The following is a 26,038-nucleotide window of genomic DNA, read 5'->3' as shown; positions in this document are numbered from 1 at the left end:
GGTTCCCTCGATCTAGTCCGGCGAACCCTCGCTGTCGTCGAAGAAAGCCCAGCCATTGTCGGACTTCACCTCCATGCGCCAGCCGAGTTCGGAGTTGTCGGCCTTGGAGTCGACGAACCATGCGTGTGCGTCCCCGGCGCTTTCGATGTCCTTGGTGTCGACGACATCGCCATGCGGATTCAGAACTCGGTAGGTAGCCATGCCCACTGCGTTCCCGTTTTCGCGCTCCTCAATCACCGGTTTGGCGCAGCGCGCCCCGGGTATCCGACCGGGACCGCTAGCAGGAGGTTCAGCGATGAAGGGTCCCGATTCCGAGAAGAGTGAATCCGATGTAGAGGATGATCCGCATGTCGCCGGCTCCCGAGCGGACGACAATGACGGCGGCTCCTACGTCGGCCGCACCGGCTCCGATGATGATTTCGGCAGCGGGGAAACCGGTGCCGAAGCTCGGCAACAGCGCGGTTAGCTCCGCTCAAGGTCGGCGACGAGTGGCCGGTGATCCGACAATGCCGCGACGGGTGCCGCCGAGTGCCGTGCCCGCAGTCCCGGGTCGTCGGTGAGGATGTGGTCGATCTGCCGCGTCGGCTCCGTCGCGGGATAAGTCGGGCCGCTGGCCAGCGCGCGCATTTTCGTCCACCGGGCGGCGGCCGACGGTGTCAGGTTCAGGTCGCCGGCCAGAATGTGCGGTCCGGGTGCGTCGTTGAGCGCGTTCATGACGCGCCGCAGTTGTCGCCGGTTGCGGCTGGGCACAAACGACAGATGCGTATTGGCGATGGATATCTCGCCAAGGGGGGTGTCCAGCTGGGCGATGACGGCCGCCCTGGGCTCCTTGTCGAGGATCATCGCCCGTGGTGGAAGCCGCAGAACCTGCCAGCTGATGGCCGGATATCGCGACAGCAGCGCGATCCCATAGGCAGCCGTTCCAGGCTGCTCCTCGCCGGTGGCGGCCATCCAGGTCGCCCCGGGAGTGCCGGAGATCGCCGCGACGAACCGGTGCGAGACCGCACCCATGGCCTCGGCGGCCACGGCGGTCAGGTCGGAACGGCCCGATCGCTGCTGTTCGAGGTCCACCTCCTGTAGCGCCAGTACATCGGGGTTGAGCTGATGCACGCAGTCCGCCAGGCGTTCCGGGTGCACACCGTCGCCGACGGTGCGGCCATGCAGGATATTGAACGTCGCGATGCGCATGTATTAGGTGTACCCGGCTGCCCCACGGCAACGACCGTGCATCAGTGGTTGCGCAGCTTGCTGACCAGCTTGTCCTTGGTCAGGTGGGAGTATCCCGTCATCCCGAGTTCCTTGGCACGCTTCTTGAGGTCCGAGACGTTCCACTCCTCGTAAGACCCCGACTCACCGCCCTTTCGACCCACCGCTGACTTGCCGCGCGCCGCGGCCGCATTGGAGATGCGCGCCGCCTTCTCCTTGGAGGCGCCCTCCTCACGCAGGTCCTCGTACATCTTCTCGTTCTTGATCGACGCATTGGGCATCGACATCACCTCCGCTACATCGTGTGCCCGGGCGGGACCCGCTCAAAACCCGATCAACCGCACGTCACCGCCGGTACTTCAAGAACACGTAGTCCTGGTGCACCAGCACGTGGTCCAGGTGCATACCGACGGGGACCGCCAGCTGGGAAGGTGGCATGTCGGCACGAATCGGTTGACCCGCAGCGAGTTTGGGTGCCAGAGTCACGCAGATCTCGTCAACGGCACCGGCTTCGACCAACTCGTCGAGCAGCGTCGGCCCACCTTCACACAGGATGCGAGGCATTCCGGCCGCGCCCAGCATGGCGACCACGCGCACCAGATCCACCGATTCGGCGCCGGCGGCGAAGACCCGGGACAGCCGGTCGGCGGGTTCGTGGCGGGGCGGGGCGGCGCGCTCGGTGGTCACCAGGATCGGCGGTTGGTACGGGTCACTCGACAGCCTGGGCGGCAGCTTGCCGGAGCGGCTGACGACCGCGACAGGCGGCGGGTCCGGCCTGCCCTCTGCGTCGCGTTCGGCCTGCTGTGTCTGGGAGAGCCGGACCGGACCGTAGTTCTCGGCGCGCGCGGTGCCCGCGCCGATCAGCACCACATCGGCGAAGCCCCGCAGCACCTGCAGTAGTTCCTGGTCGACGGGATTCGACAGCGGCCCGGCCCGGCCCGCGAAAGCGGCGGCGCCGTCGGCGCTGAAAATCATGTTGGCGCGCACGCCGAGAGGCGGATCGGCGTAGAACCGTGCGAGGTCGGCGATACCACCCACCTCGGCCACCGTGGCGGTCATGCCGGTATCTATGCCCGCTGGCTAAGGTTTCGAACCCGACCTGGCCCGTTCCCGGATGGAGGCAACCACGCCGCCGTCGTTGAGGATGTCGGTCCCGGTGAGGTAGCCCGCCTTGTCGCTGACGCAGAAGGCGAACAGTTCGGCCATCTCCTCGGGTCTGCCCCAGCGCGGTACCGCGGCATCGGCGACCAGGGCGCCGGCGCCGCCGGCCTCCTCCAGTCGGCCCATCTCGGTGTCGACGGAGCCCGGCGACACCGAAACGATCCGCAGCCCACGACCATTGAAACGCTCGGCCTGTGCACTGCTGTACCACTTGACGAAGTTCTTGCTGATCGCATACGCGATACCCGAACGCTGTTGCTCACCGGCGATATCACAGCCGGCCAGGGTGGCCGCCAGGAAGGCCGCTTCGTCGGTGAGGGCCAGCGGGAACGCCGCGACCGGGATCAGTTCCTCGGGCAGGATGTGGGCGGCCATCGACGCCACGTTGACGATGGCGCCGCCTTCGCCGACCGTGTCGTAGAAGGCCTCGTTGACGTTGATCGTCCCGAGCGCGTTCGTCCGGATCACGTATTCGGCGCCACCCATGGCAGGGCTCACTCCCGCGGTGTGAACGACCGCTCGTACAACGCCGAGACCTGCTGCGGTGTCGAACAATTCGCTGACGGCCGCGCGTTCGGTGACATCGCAGTTCACCGTCGTCGCGGTGATGCCGAGCTCACTCAGCGTCGCGGCCGCCCGGTCCAGACGGTCCTGCCGGACATCGCACAACACCACCGCGTGGTCCCGGCCGACGATCTTGGCCGTCTCCACACCCATACCACCGGCACCGCCTGTGATTACCGTCACTGGACTCATGATCCGACGGTATACGGAGCCTATCTAGCAATGGTCAGCGGGTGGCGGCGTCGCGCAGGATCTGTTGCAGTTTTTCCAGAGGGTCACCCTGGCCGGGATTGAGGACGATCTCCTGCTCGGCGGTCGGTGAGCTGCCCGGTGCGGGTGCGGTGGGGGCCGATACCGGCGGCGGACTCGGTGGTGGCGGCGGCGGAGGCGCCGCCACTGCGGCGATCTTGGCGTCCAGACGAGCAGTGGCGGCGGCGTCGAAACAGTCCGCGGGCGCCCCCTCGATGACCTGTTTGGCGCCGAGGTAGTGCGCGGTTGCGGCTTGCGCCTGGAACATCGCCGCCGCCGAATCTCCGCGTGTCTCCCGGACCAGTTCGAGGTTGACTCGGACGGCGCATGACTCATCGTGGCCGGTGCGGTCGAGTGCCAGCGAGAATTGGCGGTCGGCCTCGTCCAGCCGGTTCCGCAGGACCGCCGCCGTCCCCGCGGCGAAGGGGGCCTTCTCGGGTTCGATGATGTTGAGGGTCTGCAAGGTGGCGGCATCCTCGGCCAACGCGGTCGCATCAGATTCGGAGAAGTGGTTCAGCGCAGCGTTTCCCGCGACCACCACCGACACCAGCTTGACCACCAGGATCAGCACCACGAGCACCACCGGAGCGGAGTAGAGCAACAACCGTCGTCGCAGCGTCATCACCCCACCGCTATCCGGTCCAGGCGGGTGCGGCGCAGGTGCCGCAACGCGTGGTAGAGCTCGGCAAGGATCAACAGCGCGGCGATGCCGGCGAGCGCCCAGTACAGCTCGAATCCCGATGAGGCCGGGTCGTTCTCCGGTGTCGGTTCGACGTCGGCGGCCTCGGGAATCACCTCGGCCACCGCCTGGATCTGCTCGCGCTGCAGATAGTCCACACCGAGTTGATCCGCGACGGCCTGCAGCACCGGGGCACCGCCCGGGCCGTATCCGAATACCGCCCCGCCGCCCACCGCGTTCTCCGGGATCTGGAACTCCCGCTGTGGCACCGTCGAATCCGTCGCCCCGGCGCCGAAATAAAAGACCAGGTTCTCAGCCTTCGGGAACTGTTGCAGCGCGCCGATCAGCTGATATCGCAACACGGTGCTCGCCGCGCCGGCGTTGGTCCTGACATCGGCGCCTGGCGGGTAAGGGTCGGCCGCCGCGATGATCGGACGCAGGCTCCACGAGTCGGCCGACAGCGGCCAATCCAGCGATGGACGCGCATCGAAGGTGATCATCGAGAACCGGGCATCGGGATACCGGTCGATCACGGCATTGACATCGGCGTGCGCCAACGCCATGTGAGAGGACATCCCGGCGGAGCGGTCCACGATCAGGAAGACACTGGGCTCCCGCTCGCCGGCGATTCGGGTCACCGCCGGTTCACCGTCGCCGAGAGTGGGACGGAACATCGCGATGAGCAGAAGAACGGCGGCCACGACCAAACCGGATCTGCGGAGTGTCATCGGCGCACCACCAGCGGCCAGGCCAGCATCGCGATGACTCCCAGCAGGGCCACGATCAGCAGCAGATCCGGTGTCTCCGCTGATTGCACGGACGCATCGTCGGTGCCCGGTTGTGGCGCCGGCGGGTGACTGCGGATATCCCCGACGTCGGGGGTCACCCGGCCGCCGGTCTGACGAGCGAGTTCGGCGGGGAGGCCGTCATCGTCGGTGACGGCATTGACCTGCACCCCGGCCATGGCGGCCATATCGCGCACCTGCTGTGCGGTGAACAGCGAAGGCCCGCCGTCGCCGCTCAGCGTGCCGGGCCCGACGTAGATCAGCGAACGACGCACCGGGGCTTCGGTGTCGAACTCGGGAAACCCGGTCAGGCACATCGCCAGTACATCTTCGATGGTGGCGGTGTAGTCGGTGTAGGTCACCGACGACACCAGCGGCTGCGGTTGGGCATACCCGGCGAACCGGCCGGCCGCATACTGGTAATCGCGCGTCAGCGGTATCAGCCTGCGGTCCGGCGATGTGAGGCCGATGCGTTCGGTCCCGAATCCGCGGACCGCCTCTGCGAAGTACCGCAGCGTGCCGTTGACGGCCGGATCCTCGCCCGGCGCGCCGACGCAGACCATGATGTCCTCGGGCTGCTCGGTGCCTGCTGCCCGGTTCAGCGCCGGTAGTCCGGTCGGTCTCGCGGCCGCGAAGGCTGCGGCAACGAAGCACAACACGAGTACCGCAACGGCCGCGGCGGCAGTGACGGTGTGGCGGCGGACGGCCCGGGCATACTCGGGCAGTCCGGTCAGCCTTCCGGTGTTGGCCAGGGCCCGCAGCCGTTCGGGCTGGTCGCGCCGGGGCGGCAGCAGTGCAGCGGCGATGCAGGCGGCCAGGGCTACGCAGCCGACGATCGCCACACCCCAATAGATCACGTCCATTGCCGCACCAACTCCTCGGCGGCCTGCCCGGTGGCACCGATATCGACGCCCGAGCCTGCATTGAACTGCGCGTCCTCCAGGTCTGCCAGCACCGGCGCGGCAGGGGCCAGCACACCGCCGGACACCGCCGCGATGTCGGGAACCTGTACGTATTCGGCGCGCACGCCGGTGGCGTCGTGCAGAAAACGGCGGACTTGCTCGCCGAGCGCCGCTGCGGCGGCGACAGCCGTCAGTTCACCTGTGCGGTAATGATTTTGGATGGCATGGATGGCCCGCAATGCGCGGCGGCGCTGCAGCGCGACGCGTGCCGAACCGATCACCGACGGCTCACTGCGGGTGCGTCCCGGAGCGGTCCACCAGAAGACCCCGATGTACCAGAGCACCGTCAGCACGGCCAGCGCCACCGCGAGCCACAACCAGACCGACGAATACGGCGTCGGGCCGATGAGACCGCCGAGCAGGTCATCCGGCACGCGCGTACACCCCCGTCATTGCCACCAGCGCGGGCATGATGCCGCTACTGGAGGCGATGCGCGCGTGCGGAATGCGCTGTGCGGTAAGAAACTCCGACAACTCCCTGCGGCGCTGCTCCTCGGCCTGCCGGTAGGCCATGATGACCCGTTCGCCGACGATGTCAGCGCCCAGCAGTGTCCGCCCGTCGGCGACGTCGTAGCCCAGCCCCGAGTCCTCGGGGCCGATCGCGGGCATGTCGGTCACCATGGCCCAGAGCACGTCGTGGCGGCCGGTCAACGGCGGCAACACCTCCCGCAGACGCTCGTCGAGCTCGGGTTCGTCCGAGACGACCACGATGAACATCGGGTGCCGGTAGTGGCGGGCCACCCATTCGAGTTGGGTGACTATATCGCTGCGGTCAGGGTTGGCGTCGGTCTGCTGGAGGAAGCGGTGCAGGATGCGCTCGATATGGGTTTCGCCCCGGCGCAGCCGGATGTCGATGCTGCCCCGGCGGTCACCGGCTACCATCCCGATCTCGTCGGAGCGTGGCAGGGTGACGAGCCCAACCGCGCCGATGATGTGGGCCGCGACTTCACTTTTCGGCTGACCGGTCGGCGTGAGAGCAGCCGTGTTGCGGCCGGTGTCGGCCACGATCAGGATCTTGTGGTGCTTCTCGGAGACGAACTGTTTGATCAGCGTGTGCCCGGAGCGGGCGGAGGCTTTCCAATCGATATCGCGCACATCGTCGCCGGGAACGTAGGGGCGCAGCTCGTCGAATTCCAGGCTGCGGGTGTGCACGAGCGCATAGCGCCCGCCGGCCAGAAGTCCCGCGGCATCACGGGATACGTGCGCCTTCGCGGCATCGAGGTGTTTACCCATGCCGGCCTCACGGCACCGGAACTGTGTGCAGCACTGCGTCGATCACGGTGTCGGGTGTGATCCGTGCGCTGGCGGCCTCGAAACCGAGGACCAGTCGGTGACGCAGTACGCGGTGCGCAAGCCGCGCGATGTCGTCGGGCAGCACGTGGTTGCGCCCCCGCAGCACCGCCAGTGCTCGTGCGGTGCGGCACAGGGCGATGGTCGCGCGCGGGCTCGCCCCGTACTCGATGAGACGGGCGAGATTGGCGGGCAGGTGGCGTTCGGGGTCGCGTGTGACCCCGACCAGCCGGCTGGCGTATTCGACAAGCGCCCGATCCATGTGCACGGACCGGACGGCGACCCGGGCCCGGCGCACATCGGCAAGGGTGACGACGGGGGCGGAGCGGTGGTCGCGGTCGTACAGGCCGGCGTCCATCCGGTCGATGATCTCGACCTCCTCCTCGACGGAGGGGTACTGCACGATGTCCTTGAGCATGAAGCGGTCGGTCTGCGCTTCCGACAGCGGGTAGGTGCCCTCCTGGTCCACGGGGTTCTGGGTGGCGATGACCAGGAACGGTTCCGGGATCGGGTACTCGACACCGGCGATGGTGGTCTGGCGTTCCTCCATCGCCTCCAGCATCGCGCTCTGCGTTTTGGCGCTGGACCGGTTGATCTCGTCGAGCAGCACGATGTTGGCGTGCACCGGGCCGAGCTGGGTGGCGAAGGTGTTGCTGGCCGCCTCGTAGATCTGCGTGCCGATGATGTCACTGGGCAGCAGATCCGGTGTGCACTGGATGCGGCGGAAGCTGCCGTCGATCGCCTCGGCGACGACGCGCGCCGCCGTGGTCTTGGCCAGGCCGGGGACGCTTTCGATGAGCAGGTGACCGCCCGAGAGCAGGACGAGCAGCATGGACTCGCGCAGGGGCGTCTGACCGACCACCTTGGCGGAGAACGCGGTGGCCACCGCGCCGACGACATCTCTGATGTCGGCTCCGGTGGCCTGATCGGCCTGCAGGCGAGGTGCTGTCATGGGTCCTTCCGGGTTCGATCCACTGACCGACCCGGGTACCCAGATTTTGCTGAAGCGAAGCAGTAGGGGCCGGGTAACCTGCCTGCATGTCCGAGCCGCCGCCGTTCAGCCCCACCATCGGGTTGCTGACGCTGAGCCGGATATGGGACGCCGCGCTCGCCGATGCGCTGAAGCCGCTGGGCCTAACGACGCGGAAGTACGGACTGCTCGGCCACATCCGCGGCATGCCGGGCATCTCCTTCAGCGAACTGGCCCGGCGCTCGCGGATCACCGTGCAGAGTGCGCACGCGGCGGTGTCGGCGTTCGCGGAGGCCGGTCTCGTCGACGATCAGACCGCGCACGCCGGCGCGGCATCCAGTCTGCGAGTCACCGCGAAGGGCGAGTCCCTGTTGATGGAGGCGGCGGCGGAGTTGGCGCGCCTGGATGCCGCATTCTCCACGCAGCACCCCGGGCTGACCGCGGCGCTTCGTGAACTGATGAGGCACCGGCTTCCATAACCTTCAGTTAAGCTGAAGGTTATGGAAGCCCTTCTGCTGTCGGTGCACGTCGTGGCCGGCATCCTGTTCGTCGGCCCGGTCGCCGTATCGGCCAGCTTGTTTCCCCGCTACGCACCCGAGGCCGGGCAGGTGGCGCAGGTACTACACCGCATCACCCGGGTGTACGGACTGCTGGCGGTGATCGTGCCGGTGGTCGGCCTGGCCCTGGCCTTCGCGCAGGGACGCACAACAGAGGTATGGGTTCTGGTCGCCATGCTGCTGACCGCCGTCGCCGGGGGCCTGCTCGCATGGCAGATCACCCCGCGCCAGCGTGACGCGCTCGCGACTCCGGGCAGCGCCGCCGGATTGCGACAGCTCGGCATGCTGACCGGTGCCTTCAACCTGCTCTGGGTGGTCGTGGTGGTGCTGATGATCGTCCGGCCGGGATCGAGCTACGCATGAGAGTAAATTTGTATGTGCTAAACATATTTAATGCCCGCGACGCCCTTCGACCACCTGGATGACCTGCTCACCCGCATCCACGTGGCACGGCAGCGGCCCTCGTGGCGGCGGCGCCTGCTCGACGGCGCGGATCCGGTGACCAACGTCTCGACACTGCGGACGCTGCGCGCGGTCGAGCACCATCAGCGCCACGGCGGCGGCGCGTCGATCGGCGATGTCGCGGAATACCTGGCCGTCGAGCACTCGACCGCCAGCAGGACCGTGTCGGCGGTGGTCGCGGCCGGGTTGCTCACCAAATCTCCGGCCGACGACGACCAGCGTCGCAGTGTCCTGGTGCTCACCGATATCGGCGTGAAGGCGCTGGCCGCCGTGACGGACCGGCGGCGCGATCTGGTCGCCGAGACCGTCGCAGACTGGGATACCGCGGATATCGACCGGCTCGTCACCCTGCTTGAGCGCCTGACCGAGCGGATCGAAGCGGCGGCCAGTCGGTGAGCACCGTCCTGACGCGGCCCCGCGGCGCCCTGGCGCTGATGTTCGACCCCGTCTTCGGGGCCCTGTTCTGGGGCAAGATGTTCTCCGTCGTCGCGGTATGGACGCACAGCATCATCGCGGCGGTCGTGATGTACGAGGCGACCGGTTCGGCTCTGATGGTCGGCCTGGTGGGTGTCGTGCAGTTCGGACCCCAACTCATCCTCAGCCCGATCAGCGGCAAGTGGGCCGACAGCGGTGATCCGGGCCGGCAGATCCTGCTCGGTCGCGTGCTGTGTATGGCCGGGTCGGGCTTGGTCGCGGTGTGGATGTTCATCGAACCCGGACTTCAGGGCAGTTCGGCCGCCGTTCCGGTGCTGCTCGGGTCCACGCTGGTCGGATTCGGCTTCGTGGTCGGCGGACCGGCCATGCAGTCGATCGTGCCGGACATCATTCGCGAGGGCGAACTCTCGACGGCGATGGCGCTCAACAGCATTCCGATGACGATCGGCCGAATCCTGGGCCCCGCTGCCGGCGCCTATCTGGCCGCACACTTCGGCGCCGCCACCGGATTCGCCGTCAGCGCCGGCCTGCATCTGGTGTTCGCCTTGTTCCTGGTCGTGATCCGTCTGCCCGCAGCGTCCGAGAAGGTGTCCGGCACCGACTATCGCGTGCGCACCGCACTGAAGTACGTGTGGCGGGACCGGCCGTTGCTGTTGGCACTGGTTGCGGTGACGACGGTCGGCGTCGCGGCGGACCCGTCGATCACGCTGGCGCCCTCGCTGGCCGATGCGCTCGGCGGGGACACCCGTATGGTCGGCACGCTCTCGGCGGTGTTCGGCCTCGGTGCGGCGCTGGGCATGATCGTGCTCGCACTGATGCGCGGCCGGATGGCCTCAGCGCAGGTCTCGTCCTTCGGTCTGGCCGGGCTCGGCCTGGGATGTGCGCTGCTGGCGGCGAGTGTGGTGCCCTGGATCGCGCTGGCCGGTTTCGCTCTGGCCGGTCTGGGGTTCGGCTGGGCACTTACCGGCCTGAGCACGGTGGTCCAGGAACGCGCGCCCCAGGAGTTGCGCGGCCGGATCATGGCCCTGTGGCTGGTCGGCTTCCTGGGTTCGCGACCCATCGCCGCGGCACTGCTCGGCGGGACGGCTGATCTCACAAATGTGCAGGTGGCGTTCGCGGTGGCCGCGGTGCTCACGCTCTCGGTGGCGCTAGTCTGCCGCCCGTCGCGGTTGTCCGGCGATCTTCCTCGACGCTGAATCGTTATCGAGGTTTACCCCGATTGTCACACGGGTAACTCTGGTCACAGCGTGGAGCGCGATCCACGCGACCCGTAAGCGACAAGAGAGCCGAATGGATCATCTGAATGAATACCGTCCTGTACTTCAGCGCCAATGGCGCCGCATACGAAACCCGCGCATATAGCACCGTCGACATCACCCGTTTGGTGCGCAATCAGGGACTGCAGTCACTGACCAGCGCAGACAGGCAGTTCGATTTCTGGTTCAGCCCCTCCAACCGCGGATGCCAACGCCGGGTCAACCGCAATGCAACCGAACTGCTGCTCACCACAACGAATTTGGATGCGAAGACGGTCCCGCTGCTGCGCGGCGCTGTCGTCATCGCCACCCACGACTCCGACGGTGACCTCGACGGGCTCAGCTGGCAGCAACTCGATCTGCTCGCAGCGCGCAGCCGCACATTGACCAAGCGCGACGAACGTTGCCTGCACCGGCGCATCCAACGTGTCGAACGTCGACTGCGCCGCACCGCTGCACCCGCCGCCACCGCGACGCGTACCGTCACGGCCCACGCGCACGCTCACTGACCTACAGTGAGCCGGTGGCTGCACTGGCGATCAACGGCGGTGACGTCGTCTACGAGATCCTCGGTGCGACCGGAGATCTCATCGTTCTGACACCGGGTGGCCGGTTCGGCAAGGACATCCCCGGCCTGCGGCCGCTGGCCGAAGCACTGGTCGACGGCGGGTACCGAGTGCTGCTCTGGGATCGGCCGAACTGCGGGCATTCCGATGTGCAGTTCTACGGTCAGAGCGAATCGCACATGCGTGCCGAAACCCTGCACCGCCTGTTGACCGCGTTGGGCGCCGGTCCGTGCGTCATCGCCGGCGGTTCCGGAGGCGCCCGCGATTCGATGCTGGCGGCGATGCTCTACCCGGAGCACTTCACCAAACTGGTGGTGTGGAACATCGTCGGTGGCGTGTACGGCGGGTTCGTTCTCGGGCACTACTACGTGGTGCCGAGCATTCTCGCGGTCAGGGGCCGGGGAATCGACGGACTGCTGACGGTTCCCGAGTGGCGGGACCGCATCGACGCAAACCCGGCGAACCGGCGGCGCCTGACCGAACTCGATGAAGGCGAGTTCCTGCGGGTCATGCGCTCCTGGCTCAACGCATTCGTGCCGAAGCCGGGGCAGACCATTCCCGGCGTCGACGACGAGATGTTCGACGCCATCACCATTCCCACCCTGATCATTCGTGGCGGCGAGAACGACTGGGACCATCCCAAGCGGACGTCACTGGAGATTCACTGCCTCATCAAGGGATCCCAACTCATCGACCCGCCGTGGCCCGAGGATGCCTGGGAGCGTGCCAGCGAGCTGCGCGCATCGGGAAAGGTCGCGCGGTACAACGGTTTCGATACATGGGTGCTGGCCGCCCCGGCGATCCTTGAGTTTCTGGGACGCTGACTCAGCGCTCCGGCGACCGACGTTCGGCGATGGCGGCGAGGCGCTGAGTGCACTCTCGATTTCGGGGGACGGCTGCGGCGAGCGCGAGCCGCTCGGGGATCCATCCCATCGGGAATCCCACCGGCACCTCGGACATCTCGATACGGCACCCGCCGTCAGCGGTGTCCGAGAGCCGGAGCGTGACCCGCGCCTTGCCGAACGGACGGCCCTTCGCCAACAGAACAATCTGTCGCCGCGGCTCACAGTCCTCGACCACCGTCTGGTCATCCACCAGTAGCGGCCACACCCCGATCGAATGATCGATCGTGCTGGACACCTCCGGCCACCGTGGATCGACCGCACGCATCCGACTGTTGCCCACCACCCACTGTGAGTAGGTCCAGCCGTCTGCGATGACGGCCCACACCTGTTCGCGCGTGGCGGCGGTCTCGCGTGTCACGGTCAGTGCGCTGTCGACCTCGTCGGAGTGCGCCATCGGCATTCCTTCCTGCGAAACCGGGCTGTGTTCGGTGAAGTACCCATCCCGCGGCGTCTGAACCGCATCCGGTGAGGTGACCGCAGGCCTTCGGGTTGCTCAGCAGAGTGTCACGGGAGACCAGCACCCCGCTCATATCCATCGCAGACCAGGTCACCGCGACATGGAGCAGACCTGAAGGCCCGTTAATTTCGTTTGCCCGCACCGACGGGTTAGGATCGTGCGTACGTGGGTTCAGGTCGATGCCCATCCGGTGCTGTTTCTTTTGTGGAGCCGTGATGAAAATCGACCGCGTTGATGTCCGCCCTGAGCGGACCGACATCGACTCCAACGATTCAGACCTGATCCACAAACACCTCGATCAGGCGTATTCCGCCCGTTTCACCATCACCCGCGCAGGTGACACCTCCACCGGTTGTTCGTGCACGCACTCACGGATAGACATCGGTAGCTACGCGATCGAAGAGATCCGGCACGACGGCGACGTCACGCTGCGGGCCGACCGCGTGCCCTCGGTGGTGGCACTGTTCGTACGCAGCGGCCGCGCCGAAGTGGTGCACGGTCGGCTCTCCGGTACTGCAGGCCCGGGCGAATGGGTGCTCGCCTCCACCGGTGTCGGTGGTGTCCAGGTCCGCCTCGTCGGTGCCGAGTTGCGCGCTGTGGTGCTGTCCCGCGCGCTCTTGACCGAGGTCGCGGCCATCGATACCGATGCGACATCGGTGCCGCGCTTCACCGGTCTCACTCCGACGACCGGTACCGCCGGGCGCACCCTTGAGGCCACCGAACGCTTCCTCCACCGCATACTCACCGCTGCAGAACCGCCCGAGAGCCGCGTCCTGTTGGCTTCGGCGGGCCGGATGCTGGCCAGCGCGATCCTCACCGCATTCCCGAACGACCTGCCCGCCGACGGCGCGGCCGACACCTCCGGCAACGCCCACCCCGCGCTGCTCCGCCAGGCGGTCGACTTCATCCAGGACAACGCCGCCCATGACATCGGGGTCGGGGATGTGGCCTCCGCGCTGTACCTGTCACCGCGCACGGTGCAGTACATGTTCCGCCGACACCTCGACACCACACCCACGGCCTATCTGCGCGAAGTCAGGCTCGCCCGGGCACGCGAGGAACTCATCGCCAGTGATCGCAGCGTCACCACCGTGGCTGCCACCGCGGCGCGCTGGGGGTTTGCCCACACGGGTCGCTTCGCGGTCCTGTACCGGCGCACCTTCGGCGAAAGCCCACACGAAACGCTGCGCCGCTGAGTACCCATGCAGCATGCGTTTTGTGGACCACAAAAATCGGATTGTGGACCCAGGCCGGGCGTACCGTTGGTACTGGTTCAGCAGCAGCCATCACGTCACCCCCAGCGGAGGCTGCCATGACGGAAATGCTCACCAACGGCGCGCAGGCGCGTCCCGGATCCGCGGGGCTGGAATTCACGACCGAGTGGCGCGATATCGATCTGGCGGTGATCACCGTGGTCGGCGACATCGACGCCGCGAACACCCACGAGTTGCTCGACTACACCTTGAGCAAGGTGCTGCTGTGCAGGCGGATGATCCTCGACCTCTCGCATGTCAGCTTCTTCGCCAGCGACGGCTACTGGATGCTCAAAACCCTCGATTCACGTTGCGTATTGGCCGATGTCGAGTTCAACCTCGTGCCCGGCGCCCGTGTCGGGCGCATGTTGCAGATCTGCCGACAGGCCGACCAGCACGTACTCTGATGGGCAGTGAAAGTCAGATTCGGCGTCGCGCTGGGCGGTAGCACCGAGCCCGGGGGCCTGGCCGAGACCATCGACACCTTGGAGAGCGCGGGCGTCGACTCCTTGTGGTTTCCCGAACTGGTGTACTCCCCTGCCGTCGACCCGACCGTCGGAATGGCTTTCGCGATCGCGCGGACCAGCCGGCTCAAGGTCGGCACGTCCGTGGCGATCCTGCCCGGGCGGCATCCGGTGCTGGTGGCCAAGCAGTTGGCGTCGCTGAGCGCATTGGCACCCAAGCGCATTCTCCCGGTGTTCGGTCTGCGCGCTGCGCTGCCCGCCGAGCGCCGGTTGTTCCCGGCTCCGGAGGGCCGCCGGGCCGAGCTCTTCGACGAATCCCTCAGCCTGCTGCGGGCGGCGCTGAGCGGGGCCGACGTGTCCTTCCACGGTTCACACTTCGACCTGGACTTTCGGCTGGATGCCGGCCCGGTGGCGCCACTGGACGTATGGCTCGGCGGGTCGGCCCCGGCGGCGTTGCGCCGCGTCGGCCGGTTCGGCGACGGTTGGCTCGGTAGCTTCCTGACCCCAGCGGAGGCCGGACGGGCCCGTGACACCATCACGGCCGCGGCCGCCGAAGCCGGACGCGCCATCGAACCCGACCACTTCGGCATCACCGTGCTGTTCGCCGAGGGCGGTGTCCCACCCTCGGTGAGCGACCTCATCCGCCGCCAGCGCCCCGACTGCGATCCCGGAGACCTGATCGCCGATGGTTGGCCGGCGTTGCACCGGTTACTGGACGGCTACCTCGACGCCGGGTTGACGAAGTTCGTCATCAGCACGGTGGGTTCGGTACCCACCCGACACTTCATCGACAACTTCGTCACCGAGCTTCTGCCGCGCCAGAATTGAGTGGTGGCTGTCACCGCCCGTACAAGAAGTTGTGCTCGCCGGTGGCGTGGGTCGACACCGTCTGCACGGTGCTCGCATCGGGGGTGACGGCGGTGGCGGCCATGGCCTGATTGGTCGTCATGGCGCCCACCGCCAGGATGGCTGCGGCGCCGAGCAGCGCGAATCCGGCGGCGAACTGATGGCCAATGCTCTTCATGTCGTAATCTCCTCTGCTGCTGGACTTTCGATGACTCAACAATGCGCCGCAGCGCGCCCGGAGTCTGTCGGCCGACCGGCCCCCGAACCAGGGGAATAACGTGTCCCCCGATCGGGGGAACAGAGGACAGTGCCGGGGCTGCCGCTGTGACAGACTTGCCATGATGACTGCGCTTCCCGGTCGCGCCGCCGAGTGCCGCGTGCTGGACGATCTGTTGAAGACAGTCCGCGCCGGCGGCAGCGAAGTGCGGGTACTGCTCGGCCAGGCGGGCGTCGGAAAATCGTCTCTGCTGCAGTACCTGCGCGCGTCGGCCTCCGGATTCCTGCCCCTCGGCGCCACCGGCATCGAGTCGGATATGGAGCTCCCGTACGCCGGACTGCAACAGGTCTGCGCACCGATCCTGGAACTGCGGCAGACGTTGCCCGCCCCGCAGCGCGCCGCGTTGGAGGGAGCCTTCGGTCTCAGCGACTCCGCGCCCGCACCCGAAAGGTTCCTGGTGGGCCTGGCCGTGGTCGGCCTGCTGGCGGCGGCGTCCGCCGAGAAACCGGTCCTTCTCGTCGTCGATGACGTGCAGTGGCTCGACACAGTGTCCGCGCAGACCCTCTTCTTCGTCGCGCGACGCCTGCTCGCCGAACGGGTCTGCCTGGTGCTGGCGTTGCGGACGCCGATCGACGGCATTGCGGGGCTTCCGTCGATGGCGGTCGGTGGCCTCACCGACGAGGACGCTCGCGGACTCCTGGAGGCCCACTTTCCCGGACGGCTGGACCCTGCGGTCCGGGATCGCATCATCGCCGAAGCGCGCGGTAACCCGCTGGCGCTGCTGTCGATCACCAAGGATTTGAGCGCCGTGGAACTGGCCGGGGGCTACCAGCGGCCCGACAAACGGCCCGTCGTCGCCGAGATCGAAGACCGCTATCAGGCCACCGTGCTGTCTTTGCCGCCCGCGGCCCAGCAGGTTCTGCTGCTCGCGGCCTCGGAACCCGTCGGTGATCCGCTCTTGTTGCGACGCGCGATGGGCCATCTCGACCTTCCGCCCGGTGCGGCGACAGCGGCCGAGGACGCCGGACTGATCTCCATCGACACCCGGGTGCAGTTCCAGCATCCACTCGCGCGCGGGGTCGTCTACCGGTCGGCCACCCTGGAGGAGCGCCGGACCGCGCACTCGGCACTGGCGGTGTGCACCGACGCCGAAGCCGATCCCGACCGCCGTGCATGGCACCGCGCGCTGGCGGCGGACACCGTCGACGCCCAGGTCGCCGACGAGCTGGAAGCGTCCGCCCGGCGGGCCCGGCTCAGGGGCGGGACGGCGGCCTCCGCAGCGTTTCTCACCCGTGCAGTCGAACTGACCCCCGATCCCGCAACCCGTGGTGCGCGGGCACTCGCCGCCGCGGAGGCGCACCGCGAAGTCGCCTCATTCGAAGCGGCACAACAATTGCTGGCCACGGCTGAGCTCTGCCCGCTCTCGGAGTTGCAGCGCGCGCGGCTTGCTCAGCTGCGCACCCGGCTGGCGTTCGTCTCGGCACGGATCAGAGGTGACGCCGAGGCCCTCGTCGCCGCCGTCAACGGGTTCAGCTCCGTGGCAGCACAACTGGAGAGCCTCGACACCGAGATGGCGACCGAGGCGTATCTCGAGGCGATGAGTGCCGCCATGTATCTCGGCCGGTGCGGCGGCTCGAAAGCCGAGCAGATCGCCGTGGCGGCCCGGCGGGGTTTCGACGGCAAGCATCCCGCCCGCCCACTGGACGAAGTCGCCCATGCGCTGGCCGATCGACTGGCCCTCGGCGCCGAGGCGTCGATGCCGGCCATGTTGCGCGCGGTCGAGACGCTCAAACGCGCCGGACGTGACGAGGTCGCGGGCCAGAGCAACCGATGGTTCTGGCTCGGGTTCCCGATTGTGCACGAGTCGCTGATCCATGAGGCGTGGGACGACGAGGGTTGGCATGAAATCGCCTCCTCTGCAATGAGTCTCGCCACCGAGCGCGGTGCACTGGCCCTGCTTCCGTCTGCGCTGCTCGCACGCGCCGGAGCACATATGGAGGGCGGCGACCTGGAGTCGGCGCGCGCTTGTGTTGCCGAGGCCAACGAGACGGCCCTCGCCACCGGTTACACACCGCTCAAGTACCACCGGCTGATTCTGTCCGCATGGCGCGGCGATGACGCGGAGGCAACGCGTCTGATCACTTCCGCACTCAAGGACAGCGCGGCCCGCGGTGAGGGCCGTATCGCGGGCCTTGCGTACCTCGGCGCCGCCATTCTGAACAACGGGCAGGGCCGATACCCCGAAGCGCGGGACGCCGCCCTGCGCGCCTTCGAATACGAGGACCTCGGATTCTTCAGCGAATTGCTGATCGAACTCATCGAGGCCGCCGTCCGCGCCGATGATCCCGACATCGCCGCCGACGCCCTGCAGCGCCTGGAGGCCCGGACTCTGGCCTGCGGAAATTCGCGTGCCCTTGGCTCGCTGGCCAGGTCGCGGGCGCTGCTCGCCGCCGAAACGGAGGCCGAGCAGCTATTCCTGGAAGCGCTCGATCAGTTCGGCCGCACCCGTCAGTCCATGCACCTCGCCCGCACTCAGCTCCTCTACGGGGAATGGCTACGCAGACACGGTGCTGCCAAGCAGGCCCGAGAACAGCTGCGCGCGGCGCATGTTTCGCTCCAGAAGATGGGTGCCGCGGGCTTCGCCGAACGTGCCAGACGCGAACTTCAGGCGGCCGGCGCCAAGACCCGCAAACAACCGACGGCCACCGGTGATGCACTGACGGCACAGGAGCATCAGATCGCACAGCTGGCCGGCCGGGGACTGACCAACCAGGAGATTGCCGGTCAGCTGTTCATCAGTCCGCACACCGTCGAATATCACCTGCGGAAAGTGTTCGCCAAGTTGAATATCCCATCCCGTCGCGAGCTGCGCGCGTCGGTTACAGGATGACGACGTTGTCGCTCACCTCATCGCGCGGGATGCTCAGGTTGTTCGCCGGGAAGTCGGGATCGGCGTAGCCGATGCACAACCCGCACAGCACGTTCAGCTCAGCGGGGATGCCGAGTTGTTCGCGGGCGATGTCGGGGTACAGCGCGGTGGACACCTGCACACAGCTGTCGATCCCGCTTTCGGTCAGCGCAAGTAGCAGGGTCTGCAGGTACATCCCCACCCCGAGCGCGTCGGGAAGTCCGAGATCGCGATGCATGCAGACCATTCCGGCCACCGGCGCGCCGAAGAACCCGAAGTTGCGCAGTTGGGCCGCCCAGCGGCCCTCCGCATCGTCACGGGCCACTCCCATGGCGCCGTAGATCAGCGCACCGAGTTCACGCCGCAGCGGGGCGAACGTCTCGGGGAGTCCGAGATCGGTGGGCGGATGCAGGTGCGCCTGTGCCGACAACGCGGCGGCCAGTTTGTCGCGACGCGCCCCGGTCGCCAGGTACAGCCGCCACGGCTGCACATTGGAGTTCGACGGCGCCCGCCGCGCCAGCGCCAGCGCCGCGTGGAGCAGGTCAGCCGGAACCGGCTTGTCCGGCAGGAACCTCCGCGACGAGTGCCTGCGGTTGACGACCTCGCTCAGCGTGCTCATCGCGCACCGAGCCATTCGGAGAGCCGGGTGGACCCCCGTTCCGCGTCGTCGTCGGTGACCAGGCTGTTCTCGGTGACCGGTGTGCCGAAGTAGGTGGCGGCCGAATCGACCACGGTGGGAAGGTCGTTGCCCTGGTGGTCCAGGACGATCCTCGCCATCTCGGCGAACGTCAGCTTGTCGGGACCGCCCACGTCGTGCACACCGTCGGCGGGCGGCTCGGTGGCGATCCGCGCCAGCACGACGGCCACCTCGGCGGAGGCGATCGGCTGGATCAGCGCGTCGGGCGCGTGCACCTCGGCACCGACGATCAGTGAACCGGTGATCAGTTCGGTCAGCTCGTGGAACTGGGTGGCCCGCACGATGGTGTACGGAAGCCCGGAAGCCGCAACGGCTTTCTCCTGTACGACCTTGCCACGCAGGTAGCCGCCTCCGAGCAGGCCGTCGACACCGACGATGGACAACAGCACGTAGTGCTGCACTCCGGCCTTCTTGGCGGCGACGGTCAGGTTGGACGATGTCGCGGTGAAGAAGGCCAGCGCCGCATCGTCCTCCAGGGTCGGGGAGTTCAGTACATCGATGACGACGTCGGCGTCTCGCAGGGCCTCATCCAGACCCGAACCGATGGCCGCGTCGACGCCCGTCTGCCGGGAGGCCCCGGTGACGTCGTGGCCCGCCGCCGTCAGCAACGGGATGACCTGTCTGCCGATCTGGCCGGTGGCCCCGATGACGGTGATCTTCATTTCACTGTCTCCTTGTGGTCTGGGCTCTGCAGCCACTGGTCGAAGGGGAGTCGGCCCGCAACACTGTCACTCGTGCCGCGCAGGGCACCGGCACGGGCGGCGCGCCAGTACTTTCCGGGGAGCACTGCACTGATGGGCCGGCACTTGATGCCGTCGTGCGCGAAGGTCTGCCGCACCATGCCGATCAACGTCTCCTCACGCGGCCCGACGAAGTCCTGCACCCGCCCGGCCGGGCCGGCCTCGGCGAGGTCGAGCAGTCGCTCGGCGACCTCCCGCGCGGCGACCGGACGGAGCAGCATCTTCGGTACCAGGGCAACCGGGCCGATGGCGCCCTGCGCCAAGGCCTGCCCGGCGAACTCGTGGAACTGCGTGGCGCGTTGCAGGGTCCATGGGACGTCGGACTCCGAGACGAGCCGTTCCTGGGCGAGTTTGCCTGCGTTATAACCGGTGTCGAGACCGTCGATACCGACGATGGACAGTGCCAGGTGGTGTCCGACGCCGGCGGTGCGTTCGGCGGTCAGCAGGTTGCGGGTCGCCGCGGTGAAGAAGGCGACCGCCTTCTTGGTGTTCATGATCATCTGGCTGGACACATCGATGACGACATCGGCACCGGCCATCGCCGCCACCAGGCCCTGGCCGGTCGTCACGTCATGTCCGGACGCACGGGACAGGGCGATGACATCGTGGCCGCGCCGGCGACCCTCGTTCACGACATGCTTTCCGACGTTGCCGGTCGCGCCGGCGATCACGATTCTCATTTCTCATTCCCCGGCACCCGACGGTCACGGCGTGCTTCGAGTTCGGCATCGTCGACGAGGACGAACATCTGCTGTTCCGGTGAGCACAGCATGGTGACCAGGAAGCGCAGCGGCACATCGTCACGGTTGTTGCCGTCCGAGTAGTGGATGACATCGCCGCCGGGCTCCCAGAATGCTTCGCCGGCCTTGATGACGCGCGGGGCCTCACCTTCGAGTTCGAAGAGCATCTCGCCTTCGAGGACGTAGCCGAAGCAGGGGCCGCCCGGGTGCCGGTGCGGTGGTGCGCCGGCATCACCTGGTCCCCATTCGATGATCGCGGTCATGGCGTGGGCGCCGTCGGGAATGAACGGCGGCTGCACCCCCTGGATGACCTTCATGGCCTTGGTGAGCTTCTCCAGTACGTCCGACATGATGTTCCTTTCGTAGCGGCGTTCGTTCGTGCTGCTACGAGATTCGCACCGGGTGAAGGGTCCCGGAATCACGGAAAACCCGTAGTCCCTCTCGCGGAGGGACTACGGGTTCTCAGGTGGGCCGGGTGCTAGTCGGACGCGTCGGTGTCCTCGGTCGGCAGGGCTTGGGCACCGGGCGTAGCCGGGGCGAGCACCTCATCTTCGTCGGCCTGAACTTCGGTCGGCTTCGGGTCCTGAGCTGTCATTGCGCGCTCCTCACGATTGATGGTCACCTTGTCCGAACCCTGTACCCGCAGCGGCGCGGGGGTAATCAGCGGCGGTGGTAGTAGCCGTGGTGGTGGCGCCGGCTCAGGCTGGTGACGCCGGTCTGCGCTGCGTGGCCCTGCTGGGTGGCGGCGGCCTGGCTGGTGGTGAGCCCGTACGTGTTCACCGCAGTGGCCTGGGCGTGGCAGGTGGCGGCGGCGCCCACCGCGATGATGGCCGGCGCGGCGGCGACGGCGAATCCGGTGGCGATGCGGCGGGTCAAGTCGTTCATGTCGTAATCCTTTGTCTCACTGCTGTTCTGATGGCTCCAGAATGCCGCCGGCAGCAGGCCACCGTCTGTCGACCGACCGGCCCTCACTACGGGTGAACGCGGTGTCCCCGATCGGGGGAACTAGGCTGGTGCGATGTTCCGGGGGGATCGCGCTCTCAATGGCGCGATCGTCATGGCGGCGGGAACGGCCATCTACGGTTGCGCGCTGCTGATAGTGGCATTCGTGGGTGATGGGCGACTGCGCTTCACGGCAGACAATGCCGGCACGGTCCCGATGTGGCACCCGTGGATCCCCGCCGTCGTGGGAATTGCGCTTGTCCTGCTGACCCGTCATCCACCGGCGCCGCTGCCGTGCCGCGCGACCGGCACACGGGTTCGCGTCGAAGCTGTCGCGCTGCTGTCCCTGGCGCTCTGCTTCACTGTCCTGCTGGAGGTACTGGGCCCGGACGAGCCCCGTTACACCGTGCTCAAACTCGCGCTGCTGCTCTGCGGTCCGGCTACGGTCTTCGCGATGAGTCGACGTTGGCCCCAGCCGCACACGGTGCAGGAGCACAGGGCAGGATGGCTGCCGCTGATTCCCGTGATCGGTTGGTCGGCCTGCCATTTGATGCTGTCGGCGACACGGCCCGCAGGCGAATCAGGGATGGACCTTCCAACTCTGTTGGTAGTGCTCGTGATCGGTTTTCTGTTGAACGCAGTCATCGAAGAGCTCTTCTACCGGCGCTGGTTGCAGAGCCGTTGGGCCGCACTTCTGGGAGGTGTCTGGCCGGCGATCGTGCTGAGCTCGATCGCGTGGGCCTCCTGGCACATTGCCATCCAAGGCAGCGGCAACCTGCTGGCGGACCTGGCCAACGTGATTGCCAACCAAGGCGTCACAGGGCTGTTCCTCGGCTTGCTCTGGCAGCGTCACCAGGTCTTGTGGCCGCTTCTGGTCGTGCACGGACTGATGAACGTCAACCCGTTCATGATCTTCTAGCCCGCGGTCAGCAGGATGTACTGCGCCGCCATCTGCTGATGGGCCTGCGGCAGCGATTCGGCGTTGACCTCGACGGCATAGCGACCCGCCGCGGCGACGCAGTAGAACGCCTTTCCGCGCTCCGAGCAGTGGCTGTCGGGTAACGCGGGCACCGGCTCGGCGGGCACCGCGCCCTGCGCGGTGACCTCTTTGCTGAAGGAGCCGACCACCATAGATGCCAGACCGGGGCTCTTCGCCTCGTAGACGTTCGTCAACGCCATCGCCACGGCCGACACACCGGTGTCGGTGAACAGCGTCTTGGAGGCGATCGGGTTGCTCTGGAAATGCACCGCGCCGCGGCGGGTATAGACGGCGTTCTTCGTCGGCACGGCACTTCCGGTGAGGGGCAACGTCTTGGCCAGCAGACCGGTGGGGTCCAGCGGAACGTCGGCCAGCGCATCGGCCGGTGCCGGCCGGAATTCGTCGATCCGCGGGCCCTGCACATCGATGGCCTTTTGCACCAGCGCGGCGGCCGCATCGAAACCGTCGACGGACTGCACCAGTTGCATGAGCACGAAGGGGCCGTGCGGAGCGAACGACCGAATCACCGTCCACTCCTGGTCCGATTCGTGCGGAGTGAAGGGGTACGTCGAGGCGGCCGCTTCGGGATGACCGGGAATCACCGCCGGAGTGGGTGTGGCGCCGCGGACGGCTTGAGCGGCGGCACCGGAGTTCATGTCCACCGCGGCGGCGGTGGCGGCCGCCGCGTCGGGAAACCGGAAGACCGCATTCATCATCACCGTCTTGTCGGTGACCTGCCGGGCCGAGGCGAACCCGTTGACGATGCCGTGACGTTCGGCCTGTTGTGCGACGGTCTCGGGTGCGAACTGCATCAGCGACCCCGAGGAGTCGAGCAGGTAGTAAGTGGCCAGGTACGGGGTGACCAGGGCTTCGTCGGCCTCCCACGGACCGACCACGAAATCGGCGAGATGCTGGGCATCCGTGATCGCCCCGGTGCGCGGATCAGCGGCGTTGCCCAGGGGTGGCCTGGGCGCCGTCGGGTAGGTCCCGGCGTCGAGCAGGGCCGGGCTCACGATGGGCGCCACGGTGGTGGTCGGCACATTGGCCGCCGACGCACCGGGCGAGTCCGTGGTGGTGGAATCACCGGGTGCTGCACAGGCAGCAAACACCAGCACACTGACGGCGAGGGCGCCTACTTTGCTCAAGCGGCCTTTACTCAAGCAGCGCAACGTATCTGAAGTGTCCATGCTGATGCGACCCTATCGGGGCGGCAGCACACCGGCGATGAGTTCGCCGAAGTTCACGCCGTGGCGTCGGCCACCGCGGGCACCGGGCTCGAGCTCATCACCAGGTTGTACAACGGCCCGCCCCAGGCGTGCGGTCCGCTGACCGCGGGGGCGTAGGCGGTGTGGATGGCGATGGCCGAGGCCGGCAGCTCTTCGGCGTCGGCGTCGTAGTCACACACCGGATCGCCCACATCGCAGACGCTGACGGTGCGTGCACCGATGGCCGGCGGCAGCGGCGAGGTGTCGGTCGAGGCCAGGAAGGAGTGCTCCTGTGCGACCCCCTTGCCTACGCCCGGCAGCACCGCCGTGGATCCCAGGTTGATGGTGGTGTCGGCGGGCAATCGGTCACCGTCGGCGACCAGGAGCGCGGCCGCCACGTTCGGGGCCTCGGCCAGGTCGTGCAGATTGCGGTGGATCACCATCGCGCCCTGGGAGTACCCGGCGAGCACCACCTTGGTCTGCGGGCACCTTTCGGTGAACGCCTCGAGCTGATCGGCGGCGGCGTCGGTACCGTCCTCGACGCTGTCCATGAAGTCCATCCAGCCGCCGAGCCCGCCGCCGAGCGGGACCGGTGCCGCCGGGTACTGCACGGCCTCGGCCGTGATGGTCCGCCCGCTAGCAGCCAGGTCAGCGCTCAGCTGCTGGTAGGACTGGTAGACCACATCGCCCATACCGCCGTTGGCGGTCAGATTGGCGCCGTCACGCTGACCCGAACCGGCGGCGCCGATCCAGTGGAAGTCCGCGCACGCGGGCGCGGCCGCGGCGGTGCCGCCGGCCAGTCCGACCAAGGCTGTCGCAGCTACCGCGACCGCCATCCCCAAACGAATGAACATGCTGGGTACATCGTCGGAGGCCCCGCCCGGCGTTACGCCCCGGCGGTCAGCGCCGCCAGGGTCACCACCGGTCGGGGCAGGTGGCTGCGGTCGCATTCCTGGCACACCGCCCGATCGACGACGTCGACGATGGCCGCCGCGCGCCGGTGATCGTTGCGCCACAGCGCGGTCGATCCGCCGCTCAGCGCGATCCGCTTCACGGCGGATCCGCAGGCCTGCAGGAGCGCGGCCCGCCGCACCAGTCCCACGGCCGCCGCCGCCCATTCCGCTGTTGCCGGCCCGTCGCCGACGTCTGCGTGCAGTCCGATGACCTTCAAGCGCCGGGCCCCCAGCATCAACGGGGCGCACTCGTCGAGGTAGAGGTACCTGGTACCGGCTGCGCATTCGTCGAGGCGGGCCATCTGATGTGCGGTGCGCACGATGAAACGGCGTACCCCGAGGCCGGCGGCGCGGCGAATGGCGGCGCTGTCGGGTCCGCACCGGTACACGACCTGGACGGGCCGAATGCGGTGGCGGCGCACCAGCTCGAGGTCGGGCCCACCGTGCGCGGTCACCGAAACGCAGTGCGCGCGAGCCCAATCGGCCAGTACCGGATCGGTCAACGCCGCGGCGGGCAGGCTGTGGACAGCTATCGCGAGGGTCATGTGTTCAGGTGTACGTCGGGCCACCCGGCACCGCCGCTGTCCGAACGCAACCCTGACGTCCGCGGGGCCGGTCCTTACGCGATGTTGATGCGGCGGAACTCGCTGGGATTGACGCCACGCACCCGCTTGAACGCCGCGCTGAAGGTGAAGGGATCGGTGTAGCCGACGGCGCGGGCGACCTCCCTGACCGTCGCGGTCTGCTGCTCGATCAGCAGGTCCATCGCCAGGGTCATCCGCCACCCGGTGAGGTAGGTCAGCGGCGGCTCACCGACCAGATCGTTGAAACGTTTGGCCAGGGTCGACCGGGACACCCCCGCCTTCGCCGCCAGCGACGACACCGTCCATGGCGCAGCGGGGTCGGCGTGCAGCAGTCTCAGCGCGTCACCGACGACCGGATCACGCTGAGCGGTCCACCAGGTCGGCGGGTGCCCCTCGGGGCTGTCGAACCAGGTCCGCAATGTGCACACCAGCATCCAGTCCAGCAATCGGTCCAGCACCACCTGTTGACCGGGGATGTCGAGCGCCGCCTCGGCGGCCAGGTGGTCCAGCACCGCATCGCCGTTTCCACCACTGGGCAGGTGCAGCACCGCGGGCAACGCCTCCAGCAGGCGGCGGCTGATCTCCCCGCGCACCGGGTAGGCGCCGACCACCAAGGTGGTGGTTCCGGCGCCGGCAGCGCAGTCGTCATTCCACCCGATCCGGTGCCGGGAGCCGCCGTACTCGGGTTTGGCGCACATCTCCCCGCACGCGATCGGCTCCGCGGCGGTGTCGATGTCGTCGACGAAGGTGAACGTGTCCGGCCCCTTCACCACGACGGTGTCTCGATCCCGCATCTGCACGGGCGGGCCGTCCGCGGGAACCAGCCAGCCCTGCCCGTCGAGAACGGTGCACAACGTCAGCGGCGCACCGTCCACGAAGCGCAGCGACCAGGGCGCGGACAGCTGCGTGCTGCCGAACAGCGAGCCGTGGGCACGTACCCCACGGCACAGGTCACCGAATACGTCCATGCATCGAGGTTAGACGAATTCACATGCAACCCGGCGTC

At 67.7% G+C, this 26,038-nt stretch carries 34 protein-coding genes; 12 read left to right on the top strand and 22 right to left on the bottom strand.

Translation table 11 applies throughout. The annotated features are described in order from the left end of the window. Positions 1-12 precede the first annotated feature (12 nt). Complete coding sequence (locus tag EXE63_RS15750) at positions 13-201, bottom strand: hypothetical protein (protein ID WP_168142703.1); 189 nt, start codon at positions 199-201, stop codon at positions 13-15. Positions 202-295: 94 nt separating this feature from the next. On the opposite strand from EXE63_RS15750, the gene EXE63_RS15745 reads away from it, so the two are divergent. After that, complete coding sequence (locus EXE63_RS15745; RefSeq protein ID WP_168142702.1) at positions 296-466, top strand: hypothetical protein; 171 nt, start codon at positions 296-298, stop codon at positions 464-466. On the opposite strand, the gene EXE63_RS15740 is transcribed toward EXE63_RS15745, so the two are convergent. The 10 genes from EXE63_RS15740 to EXE63_RS15695 form a co-directional block, all read right to left on the bottom strand. Next, positions 463-1,188, bottom strand: coding sequence for an endonuclease/exonuclease/phosphatase family protein (locus EXE63_RS15740; protein ID WP_168142701.1), 726 nt, complete (start codon positions 1,186-1,188; stop codon positions 463-465). The two genes, EXE63_RS15745 and EXE63_RS15740, sit on opposite strands and share 4 nt — an antisense overlap. Positions 1,189-1,229: 41 nt before the next feature. Continuing rightward, the gene (locus EXE63_RS15735; protein WP_168142700.1) at positions 1,230-1,487 is read right to left on the bottom strand and encodes a DUF7218 family protein; all 258 of its coding nucleotides are present in this window, start codon (positions 1,485-1,487) and stop codon (positions 1,230-1,232) included. A gap of 64 nt (positions 1,488-1,551) precedes the next feature. After that, entirely contained in the window at positions 1,552-2,265 is a 714-nt protein-coding gene (locus tag EXE63_RS15730) for a pyrimidine reductase family protein (RefSeq protein WP_168142699.1), read from the bottom strand. Positions 2,266-2,286: 21 nt separating this feature from the next. Next, a complete protein-coding gene (locus tag EXE63_RS15725) occupies positions 2,287-3,123 on the bottom strand; it encodes an SDR family oxidoreductase (protein ID WP_168142698.1) in 837 nt (278 codons plus the stop codon). A 34-nt stretch (positions 3,124-3,157) separates the two neighbouring features. Next, positions 3,158-3,802: a hypothetical protein gene (locus EXE63_RS15720; RefSeq protein WP_168142697.1), complete on the bottom strand. Its 645-nt coding sequence runs from the start codon at positions 3,800-3,802 to the stop codon at positions 3,158-3,160. Further along, a complete protein-coding gene (locus EXE63_RS15715) occupies positions 3,802-4,587 on the bottom strand; it encodes a vWA domain-containing protein (RefSeq protein WP_168142696.1) in 786 nt (261 codons plus the stop codon). Before EXE63_RS15715 ends, EXE63_RS15720 begins: the two co-directional genes overlap by 1 nt. Then, the gene (locus tag EXE63_RS15710) at positions 4,584-5,507 is read right to left on the bottom strand and encodes a hypothetical protein (protein WP_168142695.1); all 924 of its coding nucleotides are present in this window, start codon (positions 5,505-5,507) and stop codon (positions 4,584-4,586) included. The genes EXE63_RS15715 and EXE63_RS15710 overlap by 4 nt, the downstream gene beginning before the upstream one ends. Continuing rightward, a complete protein-coding gene (locus tag EXE63_RS15705) occupies positions 5,498-5,980 on the bottom strand; it encodes a hypothetical protein (protein WP_168142694.1) in 483 nt (160 codons plus the stop codon). Before EXE63_RS15705 ends, EXE63_RS15710 begins: the two co-directional genes overlap by 10 nt. Then, positions 5,970-6,839: a DUF58 domain-containing protein gene (locus EXE63_RS15700; protein ID WP_168142693.1), complete on the bottom strand. Its 870-nt coding sequence runs from the start codon at positions 6,837-6,839 to the stop codon at positions 5,970-5,972. The genes EXE63_RS15705 and EXE63_RS15700 overlap by 11 nt, the downstream gene beginning before the upstream one ends. Positions 6,840-6,846: 7 nt before the next feature. Beyond that, a complete protein-coding gene (locus EXE63_RS15695; protein WP_168142692.1) occupies positions 6,847-7,848 on the bottom strand; it encodes an AAA family ATPase in 1,002 nt (333 codons plus the stop codon). Between the two features lie 86 nt (positions 7,849-7,934). Here EXE63_RS15695 and EXE63_RS15690 point away from each other — a divergent pair, with 86 nt between their 5' ends. From EXE63_RS15690 to EXE63_RS15665, 6 genes are all read left to right on the top strand, one after another. Then, positions 7,935-8,345 (top strand): MarR family winged helix-turn-helix transcriptional regulator, encoded by a 411-nt coding sequence (locus EXE63_RS15690; RefSeq protein WP_168142691.1) that lies wholly within the window; start codon positions 7,935-7,937, stop codon positions 8,343-8,345. Between the two features lie 21 nt (positions 8,346-8,366). Further along, positions 8,367-8,786, top strand: coding sequence for a hypothetical protein (locus EXE63_RS15685; RefSeq protein ID WP_168142690.1), 420 nt, complete (start codon positions 8,367-8,369; stop codon positions 8,784-8,786). A gap of 30 nt (positions 8,787-8,816) precedes the next feature. Beyond that, entirely contained in the window at positions 8,817-9,281 is a 465-nt protein-coding gene (locus EXE63_RS15680; protein ID WP_168142689.1) for a MarR family winged helix-turn-helix transcriptional regulator, read from the top strand. Positions 9,282-9,319: 38 nt separating this feature from the next. Continuing rightward, positions 9,320-10,516 (top strand): MFS transporter, encoded by a 1,197-nt coding sequence (locus EXE63_RS15675; RefSeq protein ID WP_168145609.1) that lies wholly within the window; start codon positions 9,320-9,322, stop codon positions 10,514-10,516. A gap of 107 nt (positions 10,517-10,623) precedes the next feature. Next, entirely contained in the window at positions 10,624-11,085 is a 462-nt protein-coding gene (locus EXE63_RS15670; RefSeq protein ID WP_168142688.1) for a hypothetical protein, read from the top strand. A 14-nt stretch (positions 11,086-11,099) separates the two neighbouring features. Continuing rightward, complete coding sequence (locus EXE63_RS15665; protein ID WP_168142687.1) at positions 11,100-11,966, top strand: alpha/beta fold hydrolase; 867 nt, start codon at positions 11,100-11,102, stop codon at positions 11,964-11,966. Position 11,967: 1 nt separating this feature from the next. On the opposite strand, the gene EXE63_RS15660 is transcribed toward EXE63_RS15665, so the two are convergent. Further along, positions 11,968-12,441 carry an SRPBCC family protein gene (locus EXE63_RS15660; RefSeq protein ID WP_168142686.1) on the bottom strand — a complete coding sequence of 158 codons (474 nt, stop codon included), beginning with the start codon at positions 12,439-12,441 and terminating at the stop codon, positions 11,968-11,970. A gap of 278 nt (positions 12,442-12,719) precedes the next feature. On the opposite strand from EXE63_RS15660, the gene EXE63_RS15655 reads away from it, so the two are divergent. From EXE63_RS15655 to EXE63_RS15645, 3 genes are all read left to right on the top strand, one after another. After that, on the top strand, positions 12,720-13,700 hold the full coding sequence (locus EXE63_RS15655; protein ID WP_168142685.1) for a helix-turn-helix transcriptional regulator: 981 nt from the start codon (positions 12,720-12,722) through the stop codon (positions 13,698-13,700). Positions 13,701-13,816: 116 nt separating this feature from the next. Next, positions 13,817-14,164, top strand: a complete 348-nt coding sequence (locus EXE63_RS15650) for an STAS domain-containing protein (protein ID WP_168142684.1) — start codon at positions 13,817-13,819, stop codon at positions 14,162-14,164. 6 nt (positions 14,165-14,170) lie between these two features. After that, on the top strand, positions 14,171-15,049 hold the full coding sequence (locus tag EXE63_RS15645; protein ID WP_168142683.1) for a TIGR03854 family LLM class F420-dependent oxidoreductase: 879 nt from the start codon (positions 14,171-14,173) through the stop codon (positions 15,047-15,049). Between the two features lie 10 nt (positions 15,050-15,059). Here EXE63_RS15645 and EXE63_RS15640 read toward each other — a convergent pair whose 3' ends face one another. Continuing rightward, complete coding sequence (locus tag EXE63_RS15640; protein WP_168142682.1) at positions 15,060-15,245, bottom strand: hypothetical protein; 186 nt, start codon at positions 15,243-15,245, stop codon at positions 15,060-15,062. Between the two features lie 163 nt (positions 15,246-15,408). On the opposite strand from EXE63_RS15640, the gene EXE63_RS15635 reads away from it, so the two are divergent. Beyond that, positions 15,409-18,174, top strand: a complete 2,766-nt coding sequence (locus EXE63_RS15635) for a helix-turn-helix transcriptional regulator (RefSeq protein ID WP_168142681.1) — start codon at positions 15,409-15,411, stop codon at positions 18,172-18,174. On the opposite strand, the gene EXE63_RS15630 is transcribed toward EXE63_RS15635, so the two are convergent. The 5 genes from EXE63_RS15630 to EXE63_RS15610 form a co-directional block, all read right to left on the bottom strand. Next, positions 18,164-18,811 (bottom strand): nitroreductase, encoded by a 648-nt coding sequence (locus EXE63_RS15630; protein WP_168142680.1) that lies wholly within the window; start codon positions 18,809-18,811, stop codon positions 18,164-18,166. The two genes, EXE63_RS15635 and EXE63_RS15630, sit on opposite strands and share 11 nt — an antisense overlap. After that, positions 18,808-19,551 carry an SDR family oxidoreductase gene (locus tag EXE63_RS15625; protein ID WP_168142679.1) on the bottom strand — a complete coding sequence of 248 codons (744 nt, stop codon included), beginning with the start codon at positions 19,549-19,551 and terminating at the stop codon, positions 18,808-18,810. The genes EXE63_RS15630 and EXE63_RS15625 overlap by 4 nt, the downstream gene beginning before the upstream one ends. After that, on the bottom strand, positions 19,548-20,309 hold the full coding sequence (locus tag EXE63_RS15620) for an SDR family oxidoreductase (RefSeq protein ID WP_168142678.1): 762 nt from the start codon (positions 20,307-20,309) through the stop codon (positions 19,548-19,550). Before EXE63_RS15620 ends, EXE63_RS15625 begins: the two co-directional genes overlap by 4 nt. After that, a complete protein-coding gene (locus EXE63_RS15615) occupies positions 20,306-20,719 on the bottom strand; it encodes a cupin domain-containing protein (RefSeq protein WP_168142677.1) in 414 nt (137 codons plus the stop codon). The genes EXE63_RS15620 and EXE63_RS15615 overlap by 4 nt, the downstream gene beginning before the upstream one ends. 310 nt (positions 20,720-21,029) lie before the next feature. Then, positions 21,030-21,254: a hypothetical protein gene (locus EXE63_RS15610; RefSeq protein WP_168140746.1), complete on the bottom strand. Its 225-nt coding sequence runs from the start codon at positions 21,252-21,254 to the stop codon at positions 21,030-21,032. Positions 21,255-21,387: 133 nt separating this feature from the next. Between EXE63_RS15610 and EXE63_RS15605 the strand changes: the two genes are divergently transcribed. Then, positions 21,388-22,230 (top strand): CPBP family intramembrane glutamic endopeptidase, encoded by an 843-nt coding sequence (locus tag EXE63_RS15605; protein ID WP_168142676.1) that lies wholly within the window; start codon positions 21,388-21,390, stop codon positions 22,228-22,230. On the opposite strand, the gene EXE63_RS15600 is transcribed toward EXE63_RS15605, so the two are convergent. The 4 genes from EXE63_RS15600 to EXE63_RS15585 all read right to left on the bottom strand — a co-directional run bounded on the left by EXE63_RS15600 (position 22,227) and on the right by EXE63_RS15585 (position 26,000). Next, positions 22,227-23,435: a DUF7373 family lipoprotein gene (locus tag EXE63_RS15600; RefSeq protein ID WP_168142675.1), complete on the bottom strand. Its 1,209-nt coding sequence runs from the start codon at positions 23,433-23,435 to the stop codon at positions 22,227-22,229. The two genes, EXE63_RS15605 and EXE63_RS15600, sit on opposite strands and share 4 nt — an antisense overlap. A gap of 95 nt (positions 23,436-23,530) precedes the next feature. Further along, positions 23,531-24,349 carry a cutinase family protein gene (locus tag EXE63_RS15595; protein WP_168142674.1) on the bottom strand — a complete coding sequence of 273 codons (819 nt, stop codon included), beginning with the start codon at positions 24,347-24,349 and terminating at the stop codon, positions 23,531-23,533. 32 nt (positions 24,350-24,381) lie between these two features. Further along, positions 24,382-24,993, bottom strand: a complete 612-nt coding sequence (locus EXE63_RS15590) for a hypothetical protein (protein ID WP_168142673.1) — start codon at positions 24,991-24,993, stop codon at positions 24,382-24,384. Positions 24,994-25,067: 74 nt separating this feature from the next. Then, the gene (locus tag EXE63_RS15585) at positions 25,068-26,000 is read right to left on the bottom strand and encodes an AraC family transcriptional regulator (protein ID WP_168142672.1); all 933 of its coding nucleotides are present in this window, start codon (positions 25,998-26,000) and stop codon (positions 25,068-25,070) included. Positions 26,001-26,038 lie beyond the last annotated feature (38 nt).

Source organism: Mycolicibacterium frederiksbergense (genome assembly GCF_012223425.1).
Lineage (GTDB): Bacteria > Actinomycetota > Actinomycetes > Mycobacteriales > Mycobacteriaceae > Mycobacterium > Mycobacterium frederiksbergense.
The sequence above is the reverse complement of the archived record's forward strand: the minus strand, read 5'-3'. Positions and strand labels throughout refer to the sequence as shown.

Excerpts from the sequence above, each read along its gene's own strand:
- EXE63_RS15720 (WP_168142697.1), bottom strand. The coding sequence starts at position 3,802 with ATGACGCTGCGACGACGGTTGTTGCTCTACTCCGCTCCGGTGGTGCTC.
- EXE63_RS15655 (WP_168142685.1), top strand. The coding sequence starts at position 12,720 with ATGAAAATCGACCGCGTTGATGTCCGCCCTGAGCGGACCGACATCGAC.
- EXE63_RS15605 (WP_168142676.1), top strand. The coding sequence starts at position 21,388 with ATGTTCCGGGGGGATCGCGCTCTCAATGGCGCGATCGTCATGGCGGCG.
- EXE63_RS15585 (WP_168142672.1), bottom strand. The coding sequence starts at position 26,000 with ATGGACGTATTCGGTGACCTGTGCCGTGGGGTACGTGCCCACGGCTCG.
- EXE63_RS15715 (WP_168142696.1), bottom strand. The coding sequence starts at position 4,587 with ATGACACTCCGCAGATCCGGTTTGGTCGTGGCCGCCGTTCTTCTGCTC.
- EXE63_RS15695 (WP_168142692.1), bottom strand. The coding sequence starts at position 7,848 with ATGACAGCACCTCGCCTGCAGGCCGATCAGGCCACCGGAGCCGACATC.
- EXE63_RS15680 (WP_168142689.1), top strand. The coding sequence starts at position 8,817 with ATGCCCGCGACGCCCTTCGACCACCTGGATGACCTGCTCACCCGCATC.
- EXE63_RS15735 (WP_168142700.1), bottom strand. The coding sequence starts at position 1,487 with ATGCCCAATGCGTCGATCAAGAACGAGAAGATGTACGAGGACCTGCGT.
- EXE63_RS15700 (WP_168142693.1), bottom strand. The coding sequence starts at position 6,839 with ATGGGTAAACACCTCGATGCCGCGAAGGCGCACGTATCCCGTGATGCC.
- EXE63_RS15590 (WP_168142673.1), bottom strand. The coding sequence starts at position 24,993 with ATGACCCTCGCGATAGCTGTCCACAGCCTGCCCGCCGCGGCGTTGACC.
- EXE63_RS15730 (WP_168142699.1), bottom strand. The coding sequence starts at position 2,265 with ATGACCGCCACGGTGGCCGAGGTGGGTGGTATCGCCGACCTCGCACGG.
- EXE63_RS15675 (WP_168145609.1), top strand. The coding sequence starts at position 9,320 with ATGTTCGACCCCGTCTTCGGGGCCCTGTTCTGGGGCAAGATGTTCTCC.
- EXE63_RS15750 (WP_168142703.1), bottom strand. The coding sequence starts at position 201 with ATGGCTACCTACCGAGTTCTGAATCCGCATGGCGATGTCGTCGACACC.
- EXE63_RS15670 (WP_168142688.1), top strand. The coding sequence starts at position 10,624 with ATGAATACCGTCCTGTACTTCAGCGCCAATGGCGCCGCATACGAAACC.
- EXE63_RS15625 (WP_168142679.1), bottom strand. The coding sequence starts at position 19,551 with ATGAAGATCACCGTCATCGGGGCCACCGGCCAGATCGGCAGACAGGTC.
- EXE63_RS15630 (WP_168142680.1), bottom strand. The coding sequence starts at position 18,811 with ATGAGCACGCTGAGCGAGGTCGTCAACCGCAGGCACTCGTCGCGGAGG.
- EXE63_RS15595 (WP_168142674.1), bottom strand. The coding sequence starts at position 24,349 with ATGTTCATTCGTTTGGGGATGGCGGTCGCGGTAGCTGCGACAGCCTTG.
- EXE63_RS15660 (WP_168142686.1), bottom strand. The coding sequence starts at position 12,441 with ATGGCGCACTCCGACGAGGTCGACAGCGCACTGACCGTGACACGCGAG.
- EXE63_RS15650 (WP_168142684.1), top strand. The coding sequence starts at position 13,817 with ATGACGGAAATGCTCACCAACGGCGCGCAGGCGCGTCCCGGATCCGCG.
- EXE63_RS15745 (WP_168142702.1), top strand. The coding sequence starts at position 296 with ATGAAGGGTCCCGATTCCGAGAAGAGTGAATCCGATGTAGAGGATGAT.
- EXE63_RS15725 (WP_168142698.1), bottom strand. The coding sequence starts at position 3,123 with ATGAGTCCAGTGACGGTAATCACAGGCGGTGCCGGTGGTATGGGTGTG.
- EXE63_RS15710 (WP_168142695.1), bottom strand. The coding sequence starts at position 5,507 with ATGGACGTGATCTATTGGGGTGTGGCGATCGTCGGCTGCGTAGCCCTG.
- EXE63_RS15685 (WP_168142690.1), top strand. The coding sequence starts at position 8,367 with ATGGAAGCCCTTCTGCTGTCGGTGCACGTCGTGGCCGGCATCCTGTTC.
- EXE63_RS15635 (WP_168142681.1), top strand. The coding sequence starts at position 15,409 with ATGACTGCGCTTCCCGGTCGCGCCGCCGAGTGCCGCGTGCTGGACGAT.
- EXE63_RS15620 (WP_168142678.1), bottom strand. The coding sequence starts at position 20,309 with ATGAGAATCGTGATCGCCGGCGCGACCGGCAACGTCGGAAAGCATGTC.
- EXE63_RS15690 (WP_168142691.1), top strand. The coding sequence starts at position 7,935 with ATGTCCGAGCCGCCGCCGTTCAGCCCCACCATCGGGTTGCTGACGCTG.
- EXE63_RS15740 (WP_168142701.1), bottom strand. The coding sequence starts at position 1,188 with ATGCGCATCGCGACGTTCAATATCCTGCATGGCCGCACCGTCGGCGAC.
- EXE63_RS15615 (WP_168142677.1), bottom strand. The coding sequence starts at position 20,719 with ATGTCGGACGTACTGGAGAAGCTCACCAAGGCCATGAAGGTCATCCAG.
- EXE63_RS15610 (WP_168140746.1), bottom strand. The coding sequence starts at position 21,254 with ATGAACGACTTGACCCGCCGCATCGCCACCGGATTCGCCGTCGCCGCC.
- EXE63_RS15640 (WP_168142682.1), bottom strand. The coding sequence starts at position 15,245 with ATGAAGAGCATTGGCCATCAGTTCGCCGCCGGATTCGCGCTGCTCGGC.